19 protein-coding genes are annotated in these 26,020 nt (G+C 38.3%); 14 read left to right on the top strand and 5 right to left on the bottom strand.

Annotation, left to right across the window (positions count from 1 at the left end; translation table 11 throughout):
- The first annotated feature begins 250 nt into the window (after window positions 1–250).
- From GWI97_RS17320 to kdsB, 3 genes are all read left to right on the top strand, one after another.
- Window positions 251–466 (top strand): cold-shock protein, encoded by a 216-nt coding sequence (locus tag GWI97_RS17320; protein WP_036938100.1) that lies wholly within the window; start codon window positions 251–253, stop codon window positions 464–466.
- Between the two features lie 415 nt (window positions 467–881).
- On the top strand, window positions 882–1,061 hold the full coding sequence (locus tag GWI97_RS17325; protein ID WP_004244593.1) for a Trm112 family protein: 180 nt from the start codon (window positions 882–884) through the stop codon (window positions 1,059–1,061).
- A 4-nt stretch (window positions 1,062–1,065) separates the two neighbouring features.
- The gene (kdsB, locus tag GWI97_RS17330) at window positions 1,066–1,827 is read left to right on the top strand and encodes a 3-deoxy-manno-octulosonate cytidylyltransferase (protein WP_036938097.1); all 762 of its coding nucleotides are present in this window, start codon (window positions 1,066–1,068) and stop codon (window positions 1,825–1,827) included.
- 81 nt (window positions 1,828–1,908) lie between these two features.
- Here kdsB and elyC read toward each other — a convergent pair whose 3' ends face one another.
- Window positions 1,909–2,739: an envelope biogenesis factor ElyC gene (gene elyC / locus GWI97_RS17335; protein ID WP_036938094.1), complete on the bottom strand. Its 831-nt coding sequence runs from the start codon at window positions 2,737–2,739 to the stop codon at window positions 1,909–1,911.
- 377 nt (window positions 2,740–3,116) lie between these two features.
- Between elyC and cmoM the strand changes: the two genes are divergently transcribed.
- From cmoM to GWI97_RS17375, 8 genes are all read left to right on the top strand, one after another.
- Window positions 3,117–3,890 carry a tRNA uridine 5-oxyacetic acid(34) methyltransferase CmoM gene (gene cmoM / locus GWI97_RS17340; RefSeq protein WP_036938089.1) on the top strand — a complete coding sequence of 258 codons (774 nt, stop codon included), beginning with the start codon at window positions 3,117–3,119 and terminating at the stop codon, window positions 3,888–3,890.
- A 9-nt stretch (window positions 3,891–3,899) separates the two neighbouring features.
- On the top strand, window positions 3,900–5,222 hold the full coding sequence (gene mukF, locus GWI97_RS17345) for a chromosome partition protein MukF (protein ID WP_036938087.1): 1,323 nt from the start codon (window positions 3,900–3,902) through the stop codon (window positions 5,220–5,222).
- Window positions 5,203–5,934, top strand: coding sequence for a chromosome partition protein MukE (mukE, locus tag GWI97_RS17350; RefSeq protein ID WP_036938084.1), 732 nt, complete (start codon window positions 5,203–5,205; stop codon window positions 5,932–5,934). Before mukF ends, mukE begins: the two co-directional genes overlap by 20 nt.
- Window positions 5,931–10,391 (top strand): chromosome partition protein MukB, encoded by a 4,461-nt coding sequence (gene mukB, locus GWI97_RS17355; RefSeq protein ID WP_036938082.1) that lies wholly within the window; start codon window positions 5,931–5,933, stop codon window positions 10,389–10,391. The genes mukE and mukB overlap by 4 nt, the downstream gene beginning before the upstream one ends.
- A gap of 226 nt (window positions 10,392–10,617) precedes the next feature.
- The gene (gene aphA, locus GWI97_RS17360; RefSeq protein WP_036938080.1) at window positions 10,618–11,331 is read left to right on the top strand and encodes an acid phosphatase AphA; all 714 of its coding nucleotides are present in this window, start codon (window positions 10,618–10,620) and stop codon (window positions 11,329–11,331) included.
- Between the two features lie 349 nt (window positions 11,332–11,680).
- Complete coding sequence (ldtD, locus tag GWI97_RS17365) at window positions 11,681–13,408, top strand: L,D-transpeptidase (protein ID WP_087803595.1); 1,728 nt, start codon at window positions 11,681–11,683, stop codon at window positions 13,406–13,408.
- A gap of 328 nt (window positions 13,409–13,736) precedes the next feature.
- Window positions 13,737–14,285, top strand: coding sequence for a YcbK family protein (locus GWI97_RS17370; protein ID WP_036938074.1), 549 nt, complete (start codon window positions 13,737–13,739; stop codon window positions 14,283–14,285).
- Window positions 14,286–14,322: 37 nt separating this feature from the next.
- Entirely contained in the window at window positions 14,323–14,973 is a 651-nt protein-coding gene (locus GWI97_RS17375; protein ID WP_036938071.1) for an MBL fold metallo-hydrolase, read from the top strand.
- 148 nt (window positions 14,974–15,121) lie between these two features.
- On the opposite strand, the gene GWI97_RS17380 is transcribed toward GWI97_RS17375, so the two are convergent.
- The 4 genes from GWI97_RS17380 to pncB all read right to left on the bottom strand — a co-directional run bounded on the left by GWI97_RS17380 (window position 15,122) and on the right by pncB (window position 21,053).
- Window positions 15,122–16,312 (bottom strand): amino acid aminotransferase, encoded by a 1,191-nt coding sequence (locus GWI97_RS17380; RefSeq protein WP_036938068.1) that lies wholly within the window; start codon window positions 16,310–16,312, stop codon window positions 15,122–15,124.
- Window positions 16,313–16,760: 448 nt separating this feature from the next.
- Window positions 16,761–17,840, bottom strand: a complete 1,080-nt coding sequence (locus tag GWI97_RS17385; RefSeq protein WP_036938065.1) for a porin — start codon at window positions 17,838–17,840, stop codon at window positions 16,761–16,763.
- Window positions 17,841–18,180: 340 nt separating this feature from the next.
- Entirely contained in the window at window positions 18,181–19,581 is a 1,401-nt protein-coding gene (gene asnS / locus GWI97_RS17390; RefSeq protein ID WP_036938062.1) for an asparagine--tRNA ligase, read from the bottom strand.
- Window positions 19,582–19,838: 257 nt separating this feature from the next.
- Window positions 19,839–21,053, bottom strand: a complete 1,215-nt coding sequence (pncB, locus tag GWI97_RS17395) for a nicotinate phosphoribosyltransferase (RefSeq protein WP_161752157.1) — start codon at window positions 21,051–21,053, stop codon at window positions 19,839–19,841.
- Between the two features lie 340 nt (window positions 21,054–21,393).
- On the opposite strand from pncB, the gene pepN reads away from it, so the two are divergent.
- From pepN to GWI97_RS17410, 3 genes are all read left to right on the top strand, one after another.
- Window positions 21,394–24,009 carry an aminopeptidase N gene (gene pepN / locus GWI97_RS17400; RefSeq protein WP_036938058.1) on the top strand — a complete coding sequence of 872 codons (2,616 nt, stop codon included), beginning with the start codon at window positions 21,394–21,396 and terminating at the stop codon, window positions 24,007–24,009.
- Between the two features lie 204 nt (window positions 24,010–24,213).
- Window positions 24,214–25,224 (top strand): quinone-dependent dihydroorotate dehydrogenase, encoded by a 1,011-nt coding sequence (gene pyrD, locus GWI97_RS17405; protein WP_036938056.1) that lies wholly within the window; start codon window positions 24,214–24,216, stop codon window positions 25,222–25,224.
- A gap of 218 nt (window positions 25,225–25,442) precedes the next feature.
- Window positions 25,443–25,994 (top strand): cell division protein ZapC, encoded by a 552-nt coding sequence (locus GWI97_RS17410; RefSeq protein ID WP_036938053.1) that lies wholly within the window; start codon window positions 25,443–25,445, stop codon window positions 25,992–25,994.
- Window positions 25,995–26,020: the final 26 nt, after the last annotated feature.

Genomic DNA, 26,020 nt, shown 5'->3' on the forward strand with positions numbered 1-26,020 from the left:
CTCAATAAACTATCTTCCTCATGTCATCTTTTTGTCATGTTGGTACTGTAAATATTGATTAAGCCTTAGAATATTCATTAAGCTTAGCTATCACGGTTTTGAACATTTATATTAAATAATAAAATGCACTACTTAAATTAATGTGTTCAGAATTTAATTGGGGTTTTATATAAGAAGACATAATAAAAAGTAGGATGCATTAGTATAGAAAAATAAAAACTATACGAAGAACAAAAGGAGTTTATCTATCATGACATTACAATTAAGAATGGGTCGCGTAAAATGGTTCGACAATAACAAAGGTTATGGTCTTATTGTTGCCAGCGGTATTGAACAAGAAGTTTATGTCAATAAAAAAGCGATTGCCAACACAAAAAATAAAGCATTAACAGAAGGTCAAGACGTTGAATTTTCTGTTATCAGAACAGCTGCAGGCCTAGAAGCCGCTGATGTTATCGGATTTTAAATAAGGTTTAACCTTGTTGAAGATGTAGATAAAACGATAGTTTAATACTGAGATTAAATGATCGTTTATACCTAATTGGGGGCCGATAAGCACAAATAGCTGACCACCAAGCCGAATAAGTAATATAAAAGAGTTGTGACGTTAATTAGAATGCAATAAAGATAATAAAAAGGTTAAATTATTATCAATAAAAGCGGAATGTAATTCTTTATTAATGATGTTGCAGACTCAACGATAAAAAGCCACATTAATGTGGCTTTTTTGTTGCTTATAGTAAAAAAGAAAATAATAAATTTATTAATAAATAAAATAATTTTCGAATTATCACTAAACGGGAGGCTTTGAGTATTAACGCTGATCCTTCCTTATGATATCCTTTTGCCATATAAAATGATTAACCCTTGAGAGGGACAAAATGGATCACCGCTTACTTGAAATTATTGCTTGTCCAGTTTGCCATGGCAAACTTATCTTTGATAAAGAAAATTCTGAGCTTATCTGCAAAATTGATCATTTAGCTTATCCTGTTCGTGACAATATCCCCGTTCTTCTGGAGAATGAAGCAAGAGAATTATCACTAGAAGAGGAAAAGTAACTTCATGTTCACGGTCATAATCCCTGGTCGATACGCATCGACCCGTTTACCGGGTAAGCCCCTTGCGGATATTCACGGTAAGCCTATGATTGTTCGTGTTATGGAACAGGCTATGCGTTCTGGTGCAAACCGTGTCATTGTCGCAACCGACAACTTAGATGTTGTTGCCGCTGTGGAAAAAGCGGGTGGAGAAGCATGTATGACTCGAGAAGATCACCATTCGGGTACAGAACGTTTAGCTGAAGTCATTGAAAAATACCAATTTGCAGACGACGAAATAATCGTTAACGTACAAGGTGATGAGCCTCTTATTCCGCCCACTATTATTACTCAGGTTGCTGAAAACTTAGCAAGTTGTGGTGCCGGAATGGCAACATTAGCCGTGCCTATTGTTGACTCAAAAGAAGCTTTTAATCCTAACGCTGTGAAAGTAGTGATGGATGCAAAAGGTTTCGCACTTTATTTTTCTCGAGCAACCATTCCTTGGGAAAGAGACCGTTTTAACTTATCACACGATGAAATTGGTGAGCATTACCTCCGCCATATTGGGATTTATGCTTATCGTGCTGGCTTTATACGTCGATATATTACTTGGGAACCAAGCCCATTAGAATCTATTGAAATGTTAGAGCAACTGCGAGTGTTATGGTATGGTGAAAAAATCCATGTTGCAAAAGCATTAGAAGTTCCTGGCGTGGGTGTTGATACTCAAGATGATCTTGTCGCAGCTAGAGCTGCATATCGAGCACTTAACCAAGAGTTCTGATCTTTTAACGGTAACAAATAAATTTCAACGGCGCTTAAATTAAGTGCCGTTTTTGTATCAGTCTGTAATGATATCTTTTAATTATTGGCTTTCTTCTTTATCAGATTGATGATTTTCATTTTCAGTAATAGTGGCAGGTTGCCCCGCAGGTTTGACTGATTGCCACATTGATCCTAAAAACTCATACCACGCACGTTCACTATGTTGAAAATAGGTCGCCGAAGGAAAATACTTCTCCCAAGGATGCAATGGCGAAGTGATTGCTAATTGGTTAGCCGGTGCCACAATAGGCTTCATACCTCTGGCTAAAAAGAAACGTTCAGCACGTGCTAAATGGTTGGCTGAAGTCACGAGTAAAAAAGGTTGTTTACCGATGAGCTTATCAACCTCATAGGCTTCTTCTTCGGTATCTTTTGGTATTGATAATGCAATGGTTTTATTCGCGGGTACGCCTAAAGATTGTGCTACCTGAGTTGCAACCTCTGCACTACTTATTTGATTAACGCCAGCACCACCTGTAAAAATCAATGTCGCATTAGGATTACGATAATAAAGCCTAACGCCTTCTACAACACGAAATAAGCTATTATTGAGAAGGTTAGCACTAGGTGCCCATTCGGGGTTATAAGTAAATCCCCCCCCTAAAACAACAATGTAGTTCACATCTTGTGGTGAATTTTCTCGTAATTCATAACGAGCTTGATACTCTTTTTCACTTGGCATTAATAGAGTATCAGCAACAGGTTGTATGCCTAAAATAGTGAGTAGAATAAGTACCACCGTAAGTAGGCTTTTTCCTGTTTTTTGCCAACGAGTAAACCAAAGCAGAGCCAAGGCAAAAAAAGCGATTAATAAGAGCAAAGGTAAGGGCATTAGAAAGCCAGCAACATATTTTTTGAGCAAAAACAGCATAAATCATCCTAAATTGAGTGAAATACATGCAATTGATAGTGAAAGCTTAGTGAAAACTAGGGGATCATAGAGGCATTGTGTCAAAATAGTGAGCACAACGACATTTCACTAAGTTTTAATCAATAGAAATAAAGAACCGTTAAATTATTTATAAAACGATAAGCGTTTGAACGTTAATTTTTTCATTAATAAGCGTTATATTTATACTGCGCTTTGCGAATAGTCTGATTCATGGCTTATTTCTTTAGAGAAAACAGTCAGTATCATAGAACACTGGTAAAATTGCTGTCTTAATTTTATGTACAGTGTCTCATATTTTTTGAATTTATCAGAATGCAAAGAGCGCAAGTAGCAGGTTGTTATCATGAGGCGTTTTAATGTCAGATCGTAATTTTGACGATATTGCAGATAAATTCTCCCGCAATATCTACGGCACAACAAAGGGTAAAATTCGCCAAGCGGTGATTTGGGAAGATTTACAACAATTATTAACTCTTTTCCCTAACCGTACTCTGCGTATTTTAGATGCAGGCGGTGGTGAAGGGTATTTCTCTCGTCAGTTAGCTAAATTGGGACACCAAATTATCTTATGTGATTTATCACAAGAGATGCTTAATCGCGCGCAAGAAGCAGCTATTGACGAAGGTGTTGCTGAGAATATGACATTTATTTGTTGTGCTGCTCAAGAGATTAAAGAGCATAGAGATGAAAGCGTTGACTTAATTCTGTTTCATGCTGTATTGGAGTGGATCACGGATCAGAAAGACGCCGTAAATGTTCTTACCGATATGTTGTTACCTAATGGTATCTTATCGCTGATGTTTTACAATGCAAATGGCATTGTTATGAGAAATGCGATATTGGGGAATTTTCATCTGGCAAATCCTGAAATTCCTCGAAGAAGAAAAAAATCGTTGTCACCTCAAAACCCATTGCAACCTGAAGATGTCTATCAATGGCTGACTGAATTTTCAATGACAATATTAGGAAAGACAGGTGTTCGCGTTTTTCATGATTATTTACAAAGTCGTCAGTTACAAAATAAAGATTTTCCATCGTTGCTTGCATTAGAGCAACGTTATTGTCGACAAGAGCCCTATATCAGTCTGGGGCGTTACATTCATGTCATGGCACAAAAGCGTGTAAATTAAGGATGTACTATGAGTGATTTTACCCAGACCGTTCCTGAGTTAGTGTCTTGGGCGAGAAAAAATGATTTCTCAATCTCACTGCCACCTGAAAGATTAGCTTTTTTGATGGCAGTCGCTGTATTAAACAGTGAACGCCTTGATGGCGAAATTAGTGAAGGGGAGTTAATTGACGCCTTTAGAGAGGTCTGTAAAGGCTTTGAACAACCCGCAGAATCAATACAAGTCCGTGCCAATAACGCCATTAATGATATGGTTAAGCAACGGCTTTTTAACCGTTTTACCAGTGAACTGGTAGAAGGTAATGCAATATATCGTCTAACCCCGTTAGGCATTGGAATAAGTGATTATTATATTCGCCAACGTGAGTTTTCATCGTTACGTTTATCTATGCAGTTATCTATAGTGGCCGGAGAACTCGATTCTGCTGCAAGCTCTGCTGAAGAAGGGGGCGATGAATATCATTGGCATCGCAATGTTTTTGCACCACTGAAATATTCAGTAGCAGAAATTTTCGATAGCATTGATTTGTCACAGAGAATTATGGATGAGCAGCAAAATACGGTAAAAGAAGATATTGCTGAGTTATTAAATCAAGACTGGCAAGCTGCTATTTCAAGCTGTGAACAACTCTTATCTGAAACTTCCGGCACACTAAGAGAGCTACAAGATACGCTTGAAGCCGCAGGTGATAAACTTCAAGCCAATCTGTTGCGTATCCAAGAAGCAAACATGAATACAGGTCATGTCGATCAAATTGATACGTTAGTATTTGAGCTACAAAGTAAGCTTGATCGTATTATTAGCTGGGGTCAGCAATCTATTGATTTATGGATTGGCTATGATAGACATGTCCATAAATTTATTCGTACGGCGATTGATATGGATAAAAATCGTATATTCTCTCGTCGATTACGTCAATCAGTACAAAACTATTTCGACAGCCCATGGGCATTAACTTACGCTAATGCAGATAGGTTGTATGATATGCGTGATGAAGAACTAACGCTACGAGATGAAGAAGTCACCGGTGAATTACCCGAAGAACTCGAATACCAAATGTTCAGCGAAGTGAACGAACAAATAACGCAATGGGTAGAACAAGAGCTTGCTTCTTACAAATTAGAGCAACGAGCATTAGATCTCAGTTCAGTATTAGTTGAATATCTTAATCGTTATCCGCAACAGAAACATTTCGATGTTGCCCGTATTGTCATTGATCAGGCGGTGCGATTAGGTGTGGCAAAAGCTGAGCTCGCAGGATTACCTGCAAAATGGTCAGAAATTAACGAATATGGAGCTAAGGTACAAGCGCATGTCATCGATACATACTGAACAATTTATGCCAGCAAAACTGGCGCAGGCATTAGCGAACTCACTTTTCCCTGAACTGGATAGCCAATTACGTGCAGGTCGGCATATCGGTATAGATTCTCTGGATAATCATGCATTCTTGATGGACTTTCAAGATGAGTTATCAGATTTTTATGCGCGTTATAATGTTGAATTAATTCGAGCACCAGAAGGTTTTTTCTATTTACGTCCTCGCTCAACTACGCTTATTCCTCGTTCTGTACTATCTGAAATGGATATGCTGGTGGGGAAAATTCTTTGTTATCTCTATCTTAGCCCTGAACGATTAGCGAATCAGGGAATATTCACTGTTCAAGAATTATTTGATGAATTAAGAACATTAGCAGATGAAGCCAAACTTTTACGCTTAGTGAACCAACGCTCAACGGGGTCTGATCTTGATTTGCAAAAATTACAAGAAAAAATGAGAACCTCTCTAAATCGTTTACGACGTTTAGGTATGATTTCATTCTTATTAAATGATATGCAGCGTTTTTCAATCACTGAGTCTGTTTTTCGCTTTGGTGCTGATGTGCGTAGTGGTGATTCACCTATTGAGGCTCAAATACGAATGATCCGTGATGGTGAAGCTATGGCGCTTGAGAACAGTTCCGAATCACCAAACGAAGATGAAGAAAATGAAGATGAGCAGTTACAATCGAGTGAAGATGATGCGGAGGAAGAAAATAAATGATTGAACGTGGAAAATTTCGCTCATTAACACTGATCAACTGGAATGGGTTCTTTGCTCGTACTTTTGACTTAGATGAATTGGTGACGACATTATCAGGCGGGAATGGAGCAGGTAAATCAACCACTATGGCTGCATTTATCACCGCAATGATCCCTGATCTTACTTTGTTGCACTTTCGCAATACCACCGAAGCAGGATCGACAAGTGGTTCTCGTGATAAAGGGCTATATGGGAAACTGCGTCCTGGTGTGTGTTATGCCGTATTAGATGTGATCAACTCACGTCACTTACGTGCTGTGGTTGGTGTGCGTTTACAGCAAATTGCAGGGCGTGATAAAAAAGTTGATATCAAACCCTTTATGATCCAAGGGTTGCCGATGGCAGAGAATCCAACAGAAATTCTGACCCAAGCTGTTGCCGATCGCCAAGCGCGCGTTTTACCACTCAATGAATTAAAAGAAAAAGTTGAAGCGATTGATGGTGTTGTTTTCAGACAGTTTAATTCTATCACTGATTTTCATGCCGTAATGTTTGATTTAGGCGTTATCCCTAAACGTTTACGTTCAGCGAGTGATCGCGCCAAATTCTATCGTTTAATTGAAGCCTCATTGTATGGTGGTATTTCAAGTGCGATCACACGTTCTTTACGAGATTATTTATTACCTGAAAATAGCGGTGTAAGAAAAGCATTCCAAGATATGGAAGGTGCATTGCGGGAAAACCGCATGACACTTGAAGCTATTCGTGTCACACAATCTGATCGTGATTTATTTAAGCACTTAATTACAGAAGCGACATCTTATGTTGCAGCTGATTATATGCGCCATGCTAATGAACGACGTGTTCATCTTGATGAAGCGCTAGAAGTCCGCCGTGAATTATGGCGCCAGAGAAAATCCATCAATAACGAGGCATATCGCTTTATTGAAATGGGTAAAGAGTTGGAAGAGCAACAAGCACTTTCTTCTGATCTTGAGGCGGATTATCAAGCAGCAAGTGACCGATTAAACTTAGTGCAAAATGCGGTTCGCCAACAAGAAAAAATAGACCGTTACGTTGCTGATGTAGAAGAGATCACTTTCCGTTTAGAAGAGCAAAGTGAAGTGGTTGAAGAGGCGGCTTCTAAAAAAGAAGAGCTCGAAGCGCGAGTAGAGTCTGCGGAAGAAGAAGTTGATGAACTGAAAAATCAGTTAGCAGATTATCAGCAAGCATTAGACGTACAACAAACACGCGCTATTCAATATCGTCAAGCAGTACAGGCTTTAGAGCGAGCAAAAGCACAATGTAACATTGCTGATTTAGATGAAACTAATGCGGATCAATGGGCTGAACATATTCAAGCAAAAATTCAAACTCTTACCCATTCGCTACTTTCTATGGAACAGAAACTCAATGTTTCTGAAGCGGCAAAAACACAGTTTGATCAAGCGTATAAATTGGTTAGCGGCATTGTTGGTGAGGTTGATCGTAAAGATGCATGGGGTGTCGCCAAAACCGCATTACGTGAATGGTCTTCTCATCGCCATCAAGCAGATAGGGTTCATCCTATTCGTATGCAGTTGGCAGAATTAGAGCAACGCTTACATCAAAGAAATAATGCCCAGCGCCAGCTTGAAGAATTTAATAAGCATCATGGTAAATCGATGGAGCCAGATGATCTTTTAATTTTACAAGATGAGCTGGAAGCAAAAATTGAAGAGCTTAGCGATTATGTTAACGAATCTGGTGAACATCGCATGCAAATGCGCCAAGAGCTGGATCAACTCAAGCAACAAATTGAAAAGCTGAAAAAACAAGCACCTGCATGGCTTGCGGCACAAGATGCGTTAACACAGCTGTGTGAGCAAACTCGCCAATCTTTTGAAACGGGTCATCAAGTAACTGAATATATGCAACAGTTACTTGAAAAAGAGCGTGAAGCCACAGTATTACGTGATGAAACTGCGACGCGTAAACAGCAGATTGAAGCACAAATTGAACGTTTAAGTCAGCCTAGCGGTGCTGAAGATGGACGATTAATTACGCTAGCAGAGCGCTTTAATGGGGTTTTATTATCTGAGATTTATGATGATATTACATTGGATGATGCGCCTTATTTTTCAGCGCTATATGGCCCTGCACGTCACGCAATTGTTGTGCAAGATTTGTCTCAAGTTCAGGAACAGTTAGAAACGTTAGAAGATTGCCCTGAAGATCTCTATTTTATCGAAGGGGATCCACAATCTTTCGATGACAGTGTATTTAATGCACAAGAGATGGAGAAAGCGGTTCTTATCAAGAGCTCAGATAGGCAATGGCGTTATTCTCGCTACCCTGAAATTCCGCTTTTTGGTCGCGCGGCGCGTGAGAATCAATTAGAAATATTATCTCGCCAACGCGATGAGCTTTCTGAGCTTTATGCAACGCAAGCTTTTGATGTACAAAAAATTCAACGTGCGCACCATGCTTTTAGCCAATTTGTCGGGCAACATATTTCAGTCGCGTTTGAAGCTGATCCTGAAGAGGATATCCGTCAACTTAATCAAAGACGCAATGAGCTAGAGAGGGCATTAACACAGTATGAAGAGAATACTCAACAGCAACGTCAACATTATGCTCAAGCAAAAGAGTCGTTAAATTTACTTAATAAACTGATCCCTCAAGTGAATATCTTGATGGATGAAACGCTAATTGATCGCGTTGAAGAATTACGTGAAGAGCTGTATAGCGCTGAAGAGTCTATGCGCTATTTACAGCGTCATGAAAAAGCACTGGCAACATTAGAACCTATTGCATCAATTTTACAAAGTGATCCACAAGAACATGAGCAATTAGCACAGGATTACGAACACGCTAAAGCAGAACAACAGCGTTATCAACAACAGGCTTTCTTGCTGGTGGAAGTTGTACAACGTCGTGCACACTTTAGCTATAGCGATGCGGTTGAGATTGTGAGTGAAAATAGCGATCTTAACGAGAAACTACGTCATCGTTTAGAAATGGCAGAAACAGAACGTGCTACGGCAAGAGAACTTTATCGTCAGCAACAAGCTCAATGTGCTCAATTTAATCAAGTACTCGCATCATTAAAAAGCTCCTTTGACACTAAATCTGAATTGCTCAGAGAACTTGAGCAAGAGATGCGTGATACAGGGATCCATATTGATGTTGGCGCAGAAGCAAGAGCTAAAGAGCTACGTGATCAACGTTATGCTGCTGTCAGTGCTAACCGTACACGAATTAGTCAACTTGAGCGAGATATCGCACTGAGTGAAGCTGAACGCGATAATCTAACCAAGAAAATTCGTAAACTTGAACGTGACTACATTCAAATTCGTGAGCATGTTGTGAGTGCAAAAGCGGGCTGGTGTGCGGTGATGCGGTTAGTGAAAGAAAATGGTATGGAACGTCGTTTGCATCGCCGAGACTTCGCTTACCTTTCTGCTGATGAATTGCGTTCAATGTCGGATAAGGCGCTAGGTGCATTACGTCAAGCTGTTGCTGATAATGAATATTTACGTGATGCATTACGTCGTTCTGAAGATGCAAAATATCCTGATCGTAAAGTTCAGTTCTTTATTGCGGTATATCAGCATTTAAGAGAGCGTATTCGCCAAGATATCATTAAAACCGACGATCCAGTTGATGCAATTGAACAGATGGAAATTGAGCTTGCTCGCTTAACGGAAGAACTGACAAGCCGTGAACAGAAATTAGCGATTAGTTCACGAAGTGTCGCGAATATTATTCGCAAAACTATCCAACGAGAGCAAAACCGTATCCGTATGCTAAACCAAGGTTTACAAGCGGTTTCATTTGGCCAAGTGCGAGGTGTTCGACTTAACGTCAATATTCGTGAAAGTCATCAAGTGCTTCTTGATGTGTTATCAGAAGAAGATAATCAATACCAAGACTTATTTAAAAACCAAAACCTTACCTTCTCTGAAGCGATGGCGAAGCTTTATCAACGTTTAAATCCACAAGTAGATATTGGTCAACGTATGCCACAAACTGTGGGGGAAGAGCTGTTAGATTACCGTAATTACCTTGAAATGGATGTTGAGGTTAATCGTGGGCCAGAAGGGTGGTTAAAAGCGGAAAGTGGCGCTTTATCGACTGGTGAAGCGATTGGTACAGGAATGTCAATTCTGGTGATGGTTGTACAAAGTTGGGAAGAAGAATCACGACGCTTAAGAGGAAAAGATATTTCTCCTTGTCGCTTACTCTTCCTTGATGAAGCCGCACGTTTGGATGCGAAATCTATAGCGACATTATTTGAACTTTGTGATCGTCTCGATATGCAATTGATTATTGCGGCACCAGAAAATATCAGCCCAGAAAAAGGCACGACTTATAAACTCGTCCGTAAAGTGTTCAACGGTACAGAACATGTTCACGTTGTGGGTTTAAAAGGTTTTGGCCAACACGCTGAAAAAGATAAAATTGCATCATCAAATGTTGCTGAAATAACAGAATAATTTTATTTCGTTATCAACGACAGAGAGAAAAATAGAAAGGCGCTATGGGCATATGCTCATAGCGCCTTCTTTTTTCAAAGTGTTAGATAGATCAAAAAATGAAAGTAAATTAACAAAAAAATGAAAATTTAAATGATATAACGTGCGCCACATCTCATTTAAATGTAAGCGTGATGTCTATGATTGTTGCCGTATGTGATTAATATAAAAAATTAAAGGAAAGAAAATGCGTAAAGTCACGTTAGCTTTTAGTGCAATTGCTTTAGCGTTAAGTTTAAATGGCGCGGCAATGGCAAAAGTTCATATGCCAGAAGTTGTCAGCCCAGGTGTTACTGTTGCTCAATTAGCACAACAACAACCAATTAATTGGGTTTCTGTTGCAGATATAGAAAAAAGCTTAGCAGGCCAAGCGCCAATGGCGGTTGGTTTTGATATTGATGATACTGTTTTATTCTCAAGCCCAGGTTTTTATCGCGGTAAACTAGAATATTCTCCAAATGATTTCAGTTATCTGAAAAATCCAGAGTTCTGGGAGAAAATGAATAATGAGTGGGATAAATTCAGTATGCCTAAACAAGTCGGTATCGATCTTGTTCAAATGCACTTAAAACGTGGTGATACTGTTTATTTCATTACTGGTCGTACTAAAACTAAAACTGAGACTGTGACCAAATATGTTCAAGAAGGTTTAAATATCCCTGCTGATAAAATGCAGCCTGTTATTTTCGCGGGTGACCAACCTGGTGCAAATAATAAAGTAAGCTGGATGCGTGATCATAAATTGAAAATTTACTACGGTGATGCTGATGCAGATATCGCGGCGGCAGATGAACTGAATATCCGTGGTATTCGTATTCTGCGTGCTGCTAACTCTTCTTACCAACCATTGCCAAAAGCGGGTCAGTTTGGCGAAGAAGTTGTTATCAATTCAGAATACTAATTTTTATCCTTTGTTTACCTTTATTTGTCAGGCGTAGGAAACTACGCCTTTTTCTCGATTAAAACACCTTTTATTTAAATAATCTTATTATCTATTTTCAATATTTTATTATATTTTGAAATTTTTTTCAAAATGTCTGTTTTTTGTTCTTTTGTTGATTTTTTATTTAAACTCTATTTTTGAATATAAAAATAACTAAGTGGTCTTTTTTTGATTGAATAAAATTAAATTTCCATCAAAGGGTTATAAAACTTTAAAAATATTAGTTTATTCCTATAAAACTCTTCTCCAAGCTCATCTAATATTCTAGGATATCAAAATAATAATAAGGGATGAGGGTAGGGGATTTATGGCGTACCAACCAATTAAAAGAGCAATTACATATTCAGTCGTTATAGGAACTCTTCTTTCTGGGCATTATGCAGTGGCTACAGAAGCGGAGTCAGCTATTTTATCTACACCCGAAATAGAAAACGCAACGTTAGTTCCTATGACTAACGAAGCTATGACTATACCTGCCACTGTGGTAATGAATATTCCACAAGTTACCGAGTTAGAGGCAAGAACAAAACTACAATCATGGATCCCAACGGGATATAAACCATTCTATTTAACTCAATTAGTGAAAGTTTACCAAGCAAATAACCTCACATTAATCTGGCAAGATGAAAAAATCGCACAGCAATTACAGGAACAAATTGCAGAAGTGGCTATTTCAGGTATTCAGCCTCAATTTGGACAATGGTTAACACAATTAGAAACACCGGAGTTAACAAAAGAAGGGCGTGATATTATTTTATCAGACGCATTTTTAGGTTATATCAGTTTTGTTGAGCAAGTGAATAAATCAGGCGTATCTTTATTGTATCGTGATGGCGCAAAAAGCCTACCATCACCGTCAGATAAATCCATGGTTGACCTACAACAAAATATTCAAAATAGCACTTTAGGTAGCTTCGTTATTTCTTATGCTCCGTCTCATCCTTATTACGCTTTAATGAAAGAAGAAGTACGTAAACAATTACATAGTTCGATTGTTTGGCCTGAGATGACGGGAACGACATCATTAAAACCAAATCAATCATCACAAGAAGTTGTACCACTGAGACAGATTTTACGTTATTTAAAATTAATTCCTGAGTTGGCTGAAAATGAGCAAGAAATTGCGACAATCGTTTATGATGCACCTTTAATCACTGCTGTTAAATTATTTCAAACCGCTCATGGTTTAGAGCCAGATGGAATTATTGGGCGACAAACGCGTGCATGGTTAAATACAACGCCAACACAACGCGCCAGTATTATGGCATTAAATATTCAACGCCTTCGCTTAACACCGGCTATTGGTGACACAGGCATTTGGGTGAATATTCCTGATTTTTCACTCTATTTTTATGCCAACAACGAACTTATTCTTGATTCAAAAGTGATAGTCGGTCGTCCAGATAGAAAAACGCCAATTATGAGTAGTGCATTAAATAATGTTGTGGTTAATCCACCTTGGAATGTGCCAACAAGTATGACTCGCAAAGATATTGTCCCTAGAGGTAAAGCAGATCCTAGCTACTTTAGCCGTAAGGGATATACCATTTATTCCGGATGGGGCAATGATGCTTACCCAATTAATCCTTATGATATTGATTGGCAAAATATGAGTGCAAGTAATTTCCCTTATCGAATTTGGCAGGCGCCGGGACCAACAAACTCATTAGGGCGTTATAAGTTTAATATGCCAAATTCAGATGCGATATACCTACATGACACACCAAATCATTCACTGTTTTCAAAAAATATGCGCGCAATTAGCTCGGGATGTATTCGTGTTAATAAAGCCTCTCAGTTGGCCTCGATTTTATTAGGTGATGCAGGATGGAAACAAGATAGAATTGATGCGGCATTAAAACGTGGATCAACACAATATGCGCCCATTCCTGAACGTATTCCTGTTTATTTATATTATCAAACTGCATGGGTTGCACAGGAAAATGCACCTCAATATCGAGCAGACATTTATGGCTATGATAAGAGCATTACCAATGCACAACCTTATTTAGAGAATATTAAGAAATACTTGTAATATTAATAAATATAAATTGGATAAAGGGCGATTAGTTTAATTGCCCTTTATTTCTATATAAATCAATAAGATGTTTTTTTAATTTTATATATAAAAATAAGATCACTAAAAAATTATAAATTTATAAAATATTTTTAAAATTTCCATTAAAAATAGAAAGATAAAAAGAGACTTTAGTATAAATAGCTAAATTTATAAAATGTCTGATGGCATTAAATTGAAATGAATTGTTATTTACAATACTATACAAACCATAAGAAACAATTCGAGAAAAATATTGTCATAATAAAGGTTCTTCCTCCTGAAATAATTATTGAGTACATATACTATGGATATTATTGATTCACATCGCCGTAAGTGGCTAGGGCTCGGTATGGCCGCTGTGGGGTTGGGGTTATTGCCTTCTCATGCTTTTGCTTCATTAGCAACACCTCGTCCAAAAATCCTTCGCTTTAATAATTTAAATACTGGTGAAACTATTAAAGCCGAGTTTTTTGATGGAAAACGTTATAATAAACAAGAGCTTGCTAAGTTAAATCACCTTTTTAGAGATTATCGTCAAAATAAAATTAAAACCATCGACCCTGCATTGTTTGACCAAATTTATCTATTGCAAGTGATGCTGAATAATAATAAGCCCGTTGAACTTATTTCAGGCTATCGCTCTTTAGTGACCAATAATAATTTACGACAAAGTAGCAGTGGTGTTGCGAAGAAAAGCTATCATACTCGCGGACAAGCAATGGATTTTCGTTTAGTGGGGACTGAGCTTTCAAAAGTTCGTCAAGTGGCGCTAAGAATGAAAGCGGGGGGAGTTGGGTATTATCCAAAAAGTAATTTTGTTCATATTGATACGGGACCAGTCCGCTCATGGTAAGCTATTGAGAATTAGTTAATAGAGAGTGGAGTGATTCATGATGTATCACATTGTACCTGTGACAAACTATATGCAAAATTGCACCCTTATTTGGTGTGATGAAACGAAGGAAGCGGCAATTGTTGATCCTGGTGGCGATGTCGAAAGACTGATTGCGGAAATCGAAAAACGCCAATTAACATTGACCAAAGTATTATTAACACATGGACACTTTGATCATATTGCAGGCACCTCTCAGATTGTTGAGCACTTTCATGTTCCTATTTATGGGCCTCATAAAGAAGATAATTTCTTATTAGAGGAATTAGAGCAACAGTGCCGTATGTTTAATTTCCCTTGCGGAAAGTCATTTGCACCAGATAGCTGGTTAAATGAAGGCGATACCATCACAATTGGTAAAACAATTTCGTTATCTGTTTTACATTGCCCTGGGCATACACCAGGACATATTATTTTTGTAAATCATAAGAATAAACTTATCTCTATGGGAGATGTGTTATTTAAAGAAAGCATTGGCCGTACCGATTTTCCACGCGGAAACCATGCCGATCTTATTGCATCAATCAAAAATAAAGTGTTGCCTTTAGGTGATGATTATCTGTTTATTCCGGGACATGGCCCTATGTCTAATTTAGGGCATGAACGCCAATACAACCCGTTTTTACAAGATGAAATGCCAATCTGGTAATAGTTGCGCTGAGTAAAGTGAATAAGTGAAAGCTCTTTATAATAAAGAGCTTTTTTATACGTAAAAAATATGATTTTTATTTCTTTTGTTTAAATAAAAATGCCACATTGTATAACGTGGCATTCATCTAATTGCACGTTAAAGACAATTAGAGTACTGCAACGATGGCTTCACACAGTGGCACCATATTCTCAAGGGTTAAACCGGCAACGTTAATACGACCAGAGCCTACGATATAAATACCGTATTCAGCACGTAAGCGCTCAACTTGCTCTTTATTCAAACCACTAAATGAGAACATGCCATTTTGGTCAATAATAAAGCTAAAGTCTTGCTTAGCCCCTTTTTCTTGTAGTGTCGTAACTAACAATTGGCGCATACGCTGAATGCGTTCACGCATAGTCGTTAGTTCTTCAATCCACTCTTCTTTTAATTCTGAGTTAGAAAGAATCGTTGTTACCACTGAAGCACCGTGTGCTGGTGGGTTTGAGTAGTTAGCACGAATAATGGCTTTTGCTTGGCTAAAGGCTTTTTCAGCCGTGTCACTGTCTTTGGTGACAATAGTACATGCACCTACACGTTCATTGTAAAGACCGAAGTTTTTAGAATATGAACTTGCAACAATAAGCTCAGGATTTTTTTCTGCAAAGAGGCGTAAACCTTGTGCATCTTCTTCAAGACCGCGAGCAAAACCTTGGTATGCGAAGTCAAAAACAGGTAACCAGCCTTTCTCTGCTGATAGCGCTGCTAATTGACGCCATTGTTCTTCCGTTGGATCAATACCGCTTGGGTTATGACAGCAACCGTGGAACAGGACAACATCACCCGCTTGAGCTTTAGTAAGGCTTGCTAGCATACCATCAAAGTCTAATCCATGATTTTTTGCGTCGTAATAATCATAATTACAGATCTCAAGACCTGCAATTTGGAAAATATTATTATGATTAGGCCAAGTAGGGTTGCTTATCCAAACGCGTTTTGCTGTGGTTTGCTGAGCAATAAAATCAGCAGCAATACGTAAAGCTCCTGTTCCCCCAGGGGCTTGTGCTGTGCGTGCGCGTTTTTCAGAGATAATAGAATGTTGTTCACCAAACAAAAGTGCTTGGGTCACATTGCCAAATTCAGGGATACCGCTAATAGGAAGGTAATTTTTGGTGGTTTCGTTTTCTAACAGGTATTTTTCTGCTTTCTTAACTGTGGTTAAAACAGGCGTTTTACCTGTCTCATCCTTGTAAACACCAATCCCTAAGTTAATTTTGTTTTCACGAGGATCAGAACGGAAACTATCAGCTAAACCCAGAATAGGATCGGCTGGTGCAGCAATGATTTTCTCAAACATAGTGTAATTGTTCCCTAAGCTCAAAACGAAGCCGAAATATGAGTATCAAGAGTAACGCTATGAGGGATTTTTGCCAACTGTTTGTAGAGAAATTAACAAGAAGTTGTGAACTAAGTGAGAATAAATAGCAAATCAAGATGTAAATAAGTGAATATCCTGTGATTACATTAACATGTAAAAATAATCACTAAAAAATAATAATTGTTTAGTATGATAAACTTTTTGAAGTTGTTAAAAATAAAGAAGTTACAATGTTTTTCAGTGAATAAATAAACAGATCTACTGCAAATGCAAAAATAAAGAGAAAGAAAACATCGAGAATAAGAAGAAAAAAGAGGGATAAATAACAAGAGATTGAGATAGACAGTAGTAGTACAAATAAAAAAGCAACACCGAAGTGTTGCTTTTCAAATCAATTAACTTGACTGTTTAATTACCTAAGCGGTAATTAGAACTGATAAGTCAGACCTAAACCAACTACGTTGTCGTCGTTGATGCCCAGTTTGTTATCAGATTTCAGCAGGTTGATTTTGTAATCAACAACTGCAGTCATGTTTTTGTTAAATTTGTAGAAAGAACCTACAGAGATATATTTAACTAAATCTTCGTCATTTACGCCGTTAACATCTAAGTCTTTACCTTTAGATTGAACATAACCTAAAGATGGTTTCAGACCTAAATCAGCGAAGTCATACTGCGCAGTTAACTCAATGTTTTGAGTTTTGTTAGCAATGCCTTTATTGAAGCTAGTCATGTTACGAGTTTCACCGTACATAGCCGCTAAGTAAACATTGTTAGCTGCGAATTTACCACCAACGTTCCATGCTTCTGCACGAGAACCTTTAGCAGTGCTGTTATCTTGCTGCCAAGAAGTACGAGCAGAGTTTGAATAACCACCACCCAGAGTTACGCCCCAGCCTAAGTTATAAGCTGTAGAGAAACCGAAGCCGTCACCATTAGCTTTTTTACCATCACGCTTGTTGATAGTATTTTCGTTGTTTTTGCCTTGGTATTGCAGAGCAAAGTTCAGACCATCAACATAACCGAACATATCAGTGTTACGGTAAGTTAAAACACCAGTAGTACGGCTAGTCATGTAAACGTCAGTTTGTGCCATGGAGTCGCCACCAAATAAAGGTAGAACGTCTGTCCATGCGTTGGTGTCGTAAATTACACCGTAGTTACGACCATAGTCCATAGAACCGTAGTCAGCAAATTTAAAACCTGCGTAAGCAAAACGAGCACGTGAATCAGTATCACCTTCAGCATTGCTAGTACGAATTTCGTATTCAAAACGACCAAAACCAACTAAATCTTTATTGATTTGAGTTTCGCCTTTGAAGCCGATACGTGCACGAGAACCGTCACCGTCTTCACCTGAGTCTTTATCAGCGAAGTAATGACGAACGTCAACTTTACCGTAGATGTCTACTTTGTTGCCGTCTTTGTTGTACATTTCAGCTGCGTTTGCTGCACCAGCAAACATTAAAGCTGGGATTACCACTGCAAGAAGATTGCGCTTCATCATTATTATTACCCTCATTGGTGTTATTCAGACACCTTTGCCACTGCCAGAAATAGTTTCTTAATTTTTATGGAACTATTTATGAGAGTTAAGTGTCGTCTGTGTCGGGTGACAGTGTTCCATTGGTAAAAAATTTTATCTACCCCCAATTTGCTACAAAAACGAAAAAAGTGTAACAAATTGTAACTATGTATTTCAAAGTGTGTATTTAGGGGAACTTTTTAATCAAATAACAGCCATGCATAAAAAAAGCCAACCTTGCGGTTGGCTTCTTTACTTAAGCTAAATCTGTACAATAAAACAGCACTACAAAATTTTAGCTAAATACTAATCAATCACTAAATTAGAAATCTGCATTTCTTGGTGTACGAGGGAATGGAATAACTTCACGAACATTTGCGACACCGGTCACATAAGCAACTAAACGTTCAAAACCTAAACCGAAACCTGAGTGAGGTACAGTGCCATAACGACGTAGATCACGATACCACCAGTAGTCTTCTTTACTCATTCCCATTTCGTCTAAACGTTTATCAAACATCTCTAAACGCTCTTCACGTTGAGAGCCACCAATAATTTCACCAATGCCGGGTGCTAATACATCCATCGCTGCTACGGTCTTACCGTCTTCATTCATACGCATATAGAATGCTTTGATATCTTTCGGATAGTTTTTCACAACAACAGGTGCTTTAAAGTGTTTCTCTGCCAGATAACGTTCATGCTCAGAAGAAAGGTCAACACCCCAGTAAACTGGGTTTTCAAATTTCTCACCACAGTTTTCAAGCACCGTAACTGCATCGGTATAATCAATTTGAGCAAAATCAGAGGTGATAAAGTTCTCTAAGCGTGTGATAGCGTCTTTGTCGACACGTTGTGCAAAGAATTCCATATCATCTTTACGTTCTGCCAATACGGCAGCAAAGGTGTATTTCAACATTTTTTCAGCAAGGGCTGCGATATCGTTAAGATCAGCAAAGGCCACTTCAGGTTCAACCATCCAGAATTCAGCAAGGTGACGACTGGTATTTGAGTTTTCAGCACGGAATGTTGGGCCGAAAGTATACACTTTGCTTAATGCAGAGGCGTAAGTTTCACCATTTAACTGACCTGATACGGTTAAAAACGCTTCACGGCCAAAAAAGTCTTCGCTGAAATCAACTTCGCCTTTATCTGTACGTGGCAGATTGTTCATATCGAGTGTAGAGACACGGAACATTTCACCCGCACCTTCTGTATCAGCCGCTGTAATTAGTGGCGTAGAAACCCAGAAGAAGCCTTGTTCATCGAAGAAACGATGTAGTGCTTGTGCTAATGTGTGACGAACACGTGCAACTGCACCAATTAAGTTAGTACGAGGACGAAGGTGAGCAACTTCACGCAGGTACTCAATACTATGACGTTTGGCGGCCATCGGATAAGTTTCCGGATCATCGACCATTCCTACCACAACAACATTGGTGGCGTGAATTTCAAAGTTCTGTCCCTGGCCCGGAGATTCAACAATTTTACCGGTGACTTCCACAGAACAGCCTGTGGTTAAGTGCAGCACTTCATCTTGATAATTCGGTAAATTATTATTAATGATGGCCTGTACTGGATTAAAGCAGGAACCGTCATAGACGGTAAGAAATGAGATACCAGCTTTTGAATCTCTTCTTGTACGTACCCAACCGCGAACGGTGACGTCTTCGCCAACCGCGATACGGCCTTGCAGTACGTCGACTACAGGCGCAACGATCATAAATAAATCTCTCTTCGTTTAATTAAAATAATTGTTTGGTTAATTCACTCTGCCCCTGTCGGACAGTTTTTCTATGTTACTTGCAATAGCGCAGGAAACAAGTAGGAAATTTTAGTTTAAAGAGTCAATAAAGAAGAGAAAAGCTTTTGTATAAAATAAATTGATAAAAATAGGGGAATTATTGATAAAAGTAGAGGTTATGACAAAAGAAAGGGCAATTATTACCCTTTCTTTTACTAATAAAGATTTTTAGCTAATTAACAGGCTTGTTTGACAAGAGGAACATCAAAGGCTTTGCGTAGCTTGTCAACAAAATCATCGTCTTCGCAAATCGTTTTGCCTGGACTATCTGATAATTTAGCAACTGGCTTACCATTACACTCCACCAGCTTAATGACAATATTAAGTGGCGTTATTTGCGGAATATTACAAGTGAGCCGAGTACCAATACCAAAGATTAAACGAATACGTTTATGGAAATGTTTATAAAGTACTAATGCTTTTTGAAAATCTAGGCTATCAGAAAAGACTAATACTTTACTCATTGGATCGATGCCCAGTTTCTCATAATGTGCAATCGCTTTTTCCCCCCATTCAATAGGGTCGCCAGAGTCGTGACGTAAACCTTGATAACGCTCTGCAAAGGTCTTATCAAAATCACGCAAAAAAGCATCCATTGTAATACAGTCTGTTAATGCAATACCTAATTGAACGGGGTATTCATCTAGCCAAGATTGCAAGGCAGCACGCTGACTATTTGATAGTTCAGGACTAATTTGTTGATGTGCCTGAAACCACTCATGAGCTTGTGTACCCACAGGGGCTAATTGCATACGTTCTGCTAAATGATAGTTGCTTGTACCAATAAGATAAGGAAAATGATTTTTCAGCTCATCCACAATGGCGCACTGCACATCATAAGAAAAACGGCGACGAGTACCAAAATCCATCAATTTAAAATCAGCTAAGTCAATCTGCTGTTCAGCGGCATCACGGTAGAAGATATCAATCAATTTACGTAATTGGTTAACGGCATCATCGGGGGTGATTTGAGGTGAGCGAGTACGATGTACAATTTCACTCACTAAAGCCAATAACGGAACTTCCCATAAAATAACTTCACGCCAAGGGCCTGTAATTTTAATGGTAAGTTGGTTTTCAGGTGTGGTTGAAATATGGACTTGTTCTGGCTTAAAACGGAAATGTTTAAACCATTGCAGATAGTCATTTTTGAAAAAAGGGAGACTCTGAAGATAGTCAAACTCTTCATTTGTTAATGACAGGTTTGCCATCATGTTAACTTGATGGCGTAAGGTTGTTGCATATTCACCTAGACGTTCATCACTCCGACAGCGGAACTCAGCAACGACAGGAATATCACTATAATGGTGGTAAACCGCTTGTTGCATGTGGAGCTTATATGCATCGGTATCCAACAGTGATGTAATAATCGGTGTAGCGTCTAAAATCATAGCGCGTCAAGCATCCTCACGGAGCGTTTTTATGTCTGCTAAATCGTTAAGGTTGGAGAGTATACCCGAATATGATGACAAAGCGTCACTATTCAATAATATTTCTCTGCGACATAAAAACAAGCTGTAAAACTTAGATAAGTTTACCACGTTAAACAAAATTTGGGAGTCTATTAGCATCATTTACCAAATAAATTGATTACATGTATTAATGAAATATTAACATTCTGTTGACTTTTAATGTTTTCAATTGAATATTCGACTGGCTAAACAGATTTTTGACGAGTAAGCTTTGGCAATATAACCGTTAAATAGTCGTGTTAACTAAAAGGTTTTTTCTATGACACAACAAAGAATCGCGAAATTTCGCAAAGATTATCGTGCCCCTGACTACACAATCACCGATTTACATCTTGATTTTATCTTAGATAAAGAAAATACCCAGGTTACGGCGATAAGCCAATGTAAACGTCTAAACTCAAATGCGACAGCATTAGTATTAGATGGTGAAGATTTAACATTAAAATCAATTTCTGTTAATGATGTTGCTTGGACACACTATAAAGAAGAAAACGGCAAACTCATCATTGAACAATTGCCAGAGCAATTTACATTAAAAATTATCAACGAAATTAATCCATCAGCCAATACAGCATTAGAAGGGTTGTATGTTTCTGGTGATGCGTTATGTACACAGTGCGAAGCTGAAGGTTTCCGCCATATTACCTACTATTTAGATAGACCGGATGTGTTAGCTCGTTACACCACAACAATTACGGCAGACAAAAAACAGTATCCTTATTTATTGTCAAATGGTAACCGTATTGCACAAGGTGAACTTGATGATGGTCGTCATTGGGTAACATGGGAAGATCCACATCCAAAACCAAGTTATTTATTTGCGGTAGTGGCGGGTGACTTTGATGTATTACGAGATACTTTTATCACCAAAAGCGGTCGCGAAGTTGCTTTAGAGCTTTTTGTTGATAAAGGTAATTTAGATCGTGCCGATTGGGCAATGACCTCATTGAAAAATGCGATGGCATGGGATCAATCTCGCTTTAATTTAGAATACGATCTCGATATCTATATGATAGTCGCTGTTGACTTCTTTAATATGGGTGCGATGGAGAATAAAGGACTGAATGTCTTTAACTCTAAATATGTACTAGCAAAAAGTGAAACGGCAACTGACAAAGATTATTTAGGCATTGAGTCTGTTATTGGTCATGAATATTTCCATAACTGGACAGGTAACCGCATTACTTGTCGTGATTGGTTCCAGTTAAGTCTAAAAGAAGGCTTAACGGTTTTCCGTGACCAAGAATTCAGTTCAGATTTAGGCTCTCGTTCTGTTAACCGTATCAATAATGTACGAGTGATGCGTACTGCTCAGTTTGCAGAAGATGCAAGCCCAATGGCACATCCAATTCGTCCTGATAGTGTGATCGAAATGAATAACTTCTATACTTTAACAGTATATGAAAAAGGTTCAGAAGTGATCAGAATGATCCATACCTTATTAGGCGAAGAGCAATTCCAAGCGGGTATTCAGATGTACATTCATCGTCATGATGGAAGTGCGGCAACCTGTGACGACTTTATTCAAGCGATGGAAGATGCTTCTAATGTTGATCTCACGTTATTCCGTCGTTGGTATAGCCAATCAGGTACACCACAACTGACAGTGCGTGACAGCTATGATGTGGATAAAAAGCAATACACCTTAACTGTTAGTCAAATGACACCACCAACAGCTGATCAAGCTGAAAAACAAGTGCTACATATTCCATTAGATATTGAATTGTATGATCGTGAAGGTAATGTGATCCCTCTGCGTTCACAAGGTCAGGCGATTTCTAATGTATTGAATGTCGTCCGTGAAGAACAACAATTTGTATTTGATGACGTTCCAGAACAGCCAATCCCATCTTTATTACGTGAGTTCTCTGCGCCTGTAAAATTGGACTATCCATTTACGGATGAGCAACTGTCCTTTTTAATGAAATATGCACGTAATGCATTTTCACGCTGGGATGCAGCGCAATCATTATTAGGTCGCTATATAAAAGAAAACGTCGCCCGTGCACAGAAAGATGAAGCATTTATTCTTCCTGAAATGGTGGTTGATGCTTTCCGTGCAGTATTACTAGATAAAGATATTGATCCTGCATTAGCAGCACTTATTCTGACATTGCCAACGGATGTTGAAGCGGGTGAGTCATTTAGTATTATCGATCCAATGGCTATTCATGAAACACTTGGTTTTATACGTAAAACATTAGCCACTGAAATGGCGGATGAATTCTCTGCTGTTTATCATTCTATGCATATTGGCGCTTATCGTGTTAATCATGAAGATATTGCAAAACGTGATTTACGTAATGTGTGTTTAGGTTATTTAGCGGTTGAAAATGAGCAAACAGGCAACAAACTTGTTGATGCACAATACCACAACAGCGATAACATGACCGACGCGCTTGCCGCACTTAGCGCTGCTGTAATGGCTCAGTTACCTTGCAAAGATGCGCTATTACAAGAATTCGATGATAAATGGCATCAAGATGGTTTAGTCATGGACAAATGGTTTAGCTTACATGCCATGAGCCCAGCAAAAGATGTGTTACAAAAAGTACGTAGTTTGTTATCTCATCGCTCATTTACACTAGCAAATCCTAACCGTACTCGTGCATTAATTGGCGCATTTGTAAATAATAACCCAGTCGCTTTCCACGCTGAAGATGGCTCTGGTTACTTATTATTGACAGAAATTCTGACTGACTTAAATAGCCGTAACCCACAAGTTGCTTCACGTCTTATTGAACCGTTTATTCGTTTAAAACGCTATGATGCAACACGCCAAGAAAAAATGCGTGCAGAGTTATTAAAGCTGAAAGCACTTGAGAATTTATCAGGTGATCTCTATGAAAAAATCACCAAAGCTTTAGCTGATTAATATTACGTTTTATATCATTTTATGAGTGAGTAAATAGTATAAAATCAGTATGATAATTAGATCCCCAGCATAGTCTGGGGATTTTTTATGGCGAATTGTGAAATTGAAACGTTTACTTTTCGTGCTTTTATCTATATGATGCACGACGCTTAATTTGTCGTAGACATATCATTCCTAATACCCGATATTCTCAATGGAGATCGTATGTATTATTCCTTAGTAAGGAAGGCATTGTTTCGGCTAGATCCTGAACGTGCCCATGATTTTACCTTCCGTCAGTTAAAACGTTTATCTCATTCCCCATTTCAATTTCTTATTCAGCAGTCACTTCCTTCAAAACCCGTTTCCTGTATGGGACTCTCATTTAAAAATCCACTTGGTCTTGCCGCCGGTCTTGATAAAAACGGTGATTGTATAGATGCATTGGGTGCAATGGGATTTGGTTTTATTGAAGTTGGTACGGTGACACCTCGTCCTCAAGTAGGAAATGATAAACCTCGTTTATTTCGCTTAGTGGAAGCTGAAGGCTTAATTAACCGAATGGGCTTTAATAACCTTGGCGTCGATAACTTAATTGAAAATGTAAAACAATCTCGTTATGGCGGTGTGCTAGGTATTAATATTGGTAAAAATAAAGATACTCCTGTAGAGCAAGGCAAAGACGATTATCTGATTTGTATGGAAAAAGTTTATGCACATGCGGGTTATATCGCGATCAATATTTCATCACCCAATACTCCAGGTTTGCGTACACTGCAATATGGCGAAGCATTAGACGATTTGTTATCTGCAATTAAAAATAAACAATTAGAGTTGCAAGGAAAATATCAAAAATATGTTCCTGTTGCTGTCAAAATTGCACCTGATTTAACACATGAAGAATTAATCCAAGTTGCAGATAGCTTAGTGCGTCATCATATTGATGGTGTTATTGCGACAAATACCACATTAGATAAATCATTAGTCAGTGGTTTAGATCATTGTAATGAAGCAGGGGGATTAAGTGGCCGCCCGGTACAATCAAAAAGCACACAAATAATTCGTCAATTAAATGAAGAATTAAAAGGCGCATTGCCTATTATTGGTGTAGGTGGAATTGATTCATTAACGGCAGCAAGAGAGAAAATGGATGCGGGTGCTTCTCTCATTCAAATCTATTCAGGATTCATTTATCAAGGTCCTGCACTTATCAAATCTATAATTAATCATATCTAAATACATTTTATAATGAGTTAAGGGCTTTTCTTCTGTCCTTAACTCGTTTATATTGCCCCTAGTTGGTTATTTTTTATTAAATTGCACTGATTGTGCTTAATTAATAGTAAAATGAATCCTGTTTTTGTTAGGTGATATTAAATATTTTATTTATGTCATTTAATTTTGATTATTTGTCAGAGTATAAAACAGGTTATGAATCGAAGGGGGATTAATTAGTGATAATAAAACCCGATGATCGCTGGCGTTGGTATTTTGATGTTGAGCAACAAAGATTAATGCTTGATTTAGCCAATGGCATGGTTTTTCGTTCTCGCTTTCCAAGCAAAATGCTAAGTGAGAGTGCTTGCCAATCAGCATCTTTTACCGTCGATGATGCAGCTCTTTATTATGGATACGATGAGCAGATCCGCCAAATTGATATGCCGTCAGAATCAAGAGCTGAATTAGCTTTAAATGCATTAATAGCCCATCGCTTTTTAAAACCACTGATGCCTAAGAGTTGGTATTTTGAAGTTAACAATAATCAAATCAACCCTTATTTATCGCAAGTGGTAGAGGCTTCATTAAAAGAAGGTAATGAAACAGCACTTTTTTTAGTGGCAGAAGTGGGTACTCAAGCTTGTTTATGCTTATTAGCGCAACCGCAATTAACGTTATTCGATAGAACACTTAATTTTTGTGACCCAATAAAAATTATGAATGACAGGTTAAGTTATTACCATAAAGAGTCGGAGTCAGGATCATTTTTGTACGAAAAAGTTATTTAACAAAAAGAGTAAAAAGGACTTACTCT

Source organism: Proteus sp. G2300 (assembly GCF_009915965.1).
Lineage (GTDB): Bacteria > Pseudomonadota > Gammaproteobacteria > Enterobacterales > Enterobacteriaceae > Proteus > Proteus vulgaris.

Coding starts and splice junctions, on each gene's coding strand:
- GWI97_RS17320 (WP_036938100.1), top strand. CDS start 251: ATGACATTACAATTAAGAATGGGTCGCGTAAAATGGTTCGACAATAAC.
- GWI97_RS17325 (WP_004244593.1), top strand. CDS start 882: ATGGATCACCGCTTACTTGAAATTATTGCTTGTCCAGTTTGCCATGGC.
- kdsB (WP_036938097.1), top strand. CDS start 1,066: ATGTTCACGGTCATAATCCCTGGTCGATACGCATCGACCCGTTTACCG.
- elyC (WP_036938094.1), bottom strand. CDS start 2,739: ATGCTGTTTTTGCTCAAAAAATATGTTGCTGGCTTTCTAATGCCCTTA.
- cmoM (WP_036938089.1), top strand. CDS start 3,117: ATGTCAGATCGTAATTTTGACGATATTGCAGATAAATTCTCCCGCAAT.
- mukF (WP_036938087.1), top strand. CDS start 3,900: ATGAGTGATTTTACCCAGACCGTTCCTGAGTTAGTGTCTTGGGCGAGA.
- mukE (WP_036938084.1), top strand. CDS start 5,203: ATGTCATCGATACATACTGAACAATTTATGCCAGCAAAACTGGCGCAG.
- mukB (WP_036938082.1), top strand. CDS start 5,931: ATGATTGAACGTGGAAAATTTCGCTCATTAACACTGATCAACTGGAAT.
- aphA (WP_036938080.1), top strand. CDS start 10,618: ATGCGTAAAGTCACGTTAGCTTTTAGTGCAATTGCTTTAGCGTTAAGT.
- ldtD (WP_087803595.1), top strand. CDS start 11,681: ATGGCGTACCAACCAATTAAAAGAGCAATTACATATTCAGTCGTTATA.
- GWI97_RS17370 (WP_036938074.1), top strand. CDS start 13,737: ATGGATATTATTGATTCACATCGCCGTAAGTGGCTAGGGCTCGGTATG.
- GWI97_RS17375 (WP_036938071.1), top strand. CDS start 14,323: ATGATGTATCACATTGTACCTGTGACAAACTATATGCAAAATTGCACC.
- GWI97_RS17380 (WP_036938068.1), bottom strand. CDS start 16,312: ATGTTTGAGAAAATCATTGCTGCACCAGCCGATCCTATTCTGGGTTTA.
- GWI97_RS17385 (WP_036938065.1), bottom strand. CDS start 17,840: ATGATGAAGCGCAATCTTCTTGCAGTGGTAATCCCAGCTTTAATGTTT.
- asnS (WP_036938062.1), bottom strand. CDS start 19,581: ATGATCGTTGCGCCTGTAGTCGACGTACTGCAAGGCCGTATCGCGGTT.
- pncB (WP_161752157.1), bottom strand. CDS start 21,053: ATGATTTTAGACGCTACACCGATTATTACATCACTGTTGGATACCGAT.
- pepN (WP_036938058.1), top strand. CDS start 21,394: ATGACACAACAAAGAATCGCGAAATTTCGCAAAGATTATCGTGCCCCT.
- pyrD (WP_036938056.1), top strand. CDS start 24,214: ATGTATTATTCCTTAGTAAGGAAGGCATTGTTTCGGCTAGATCCTGAA.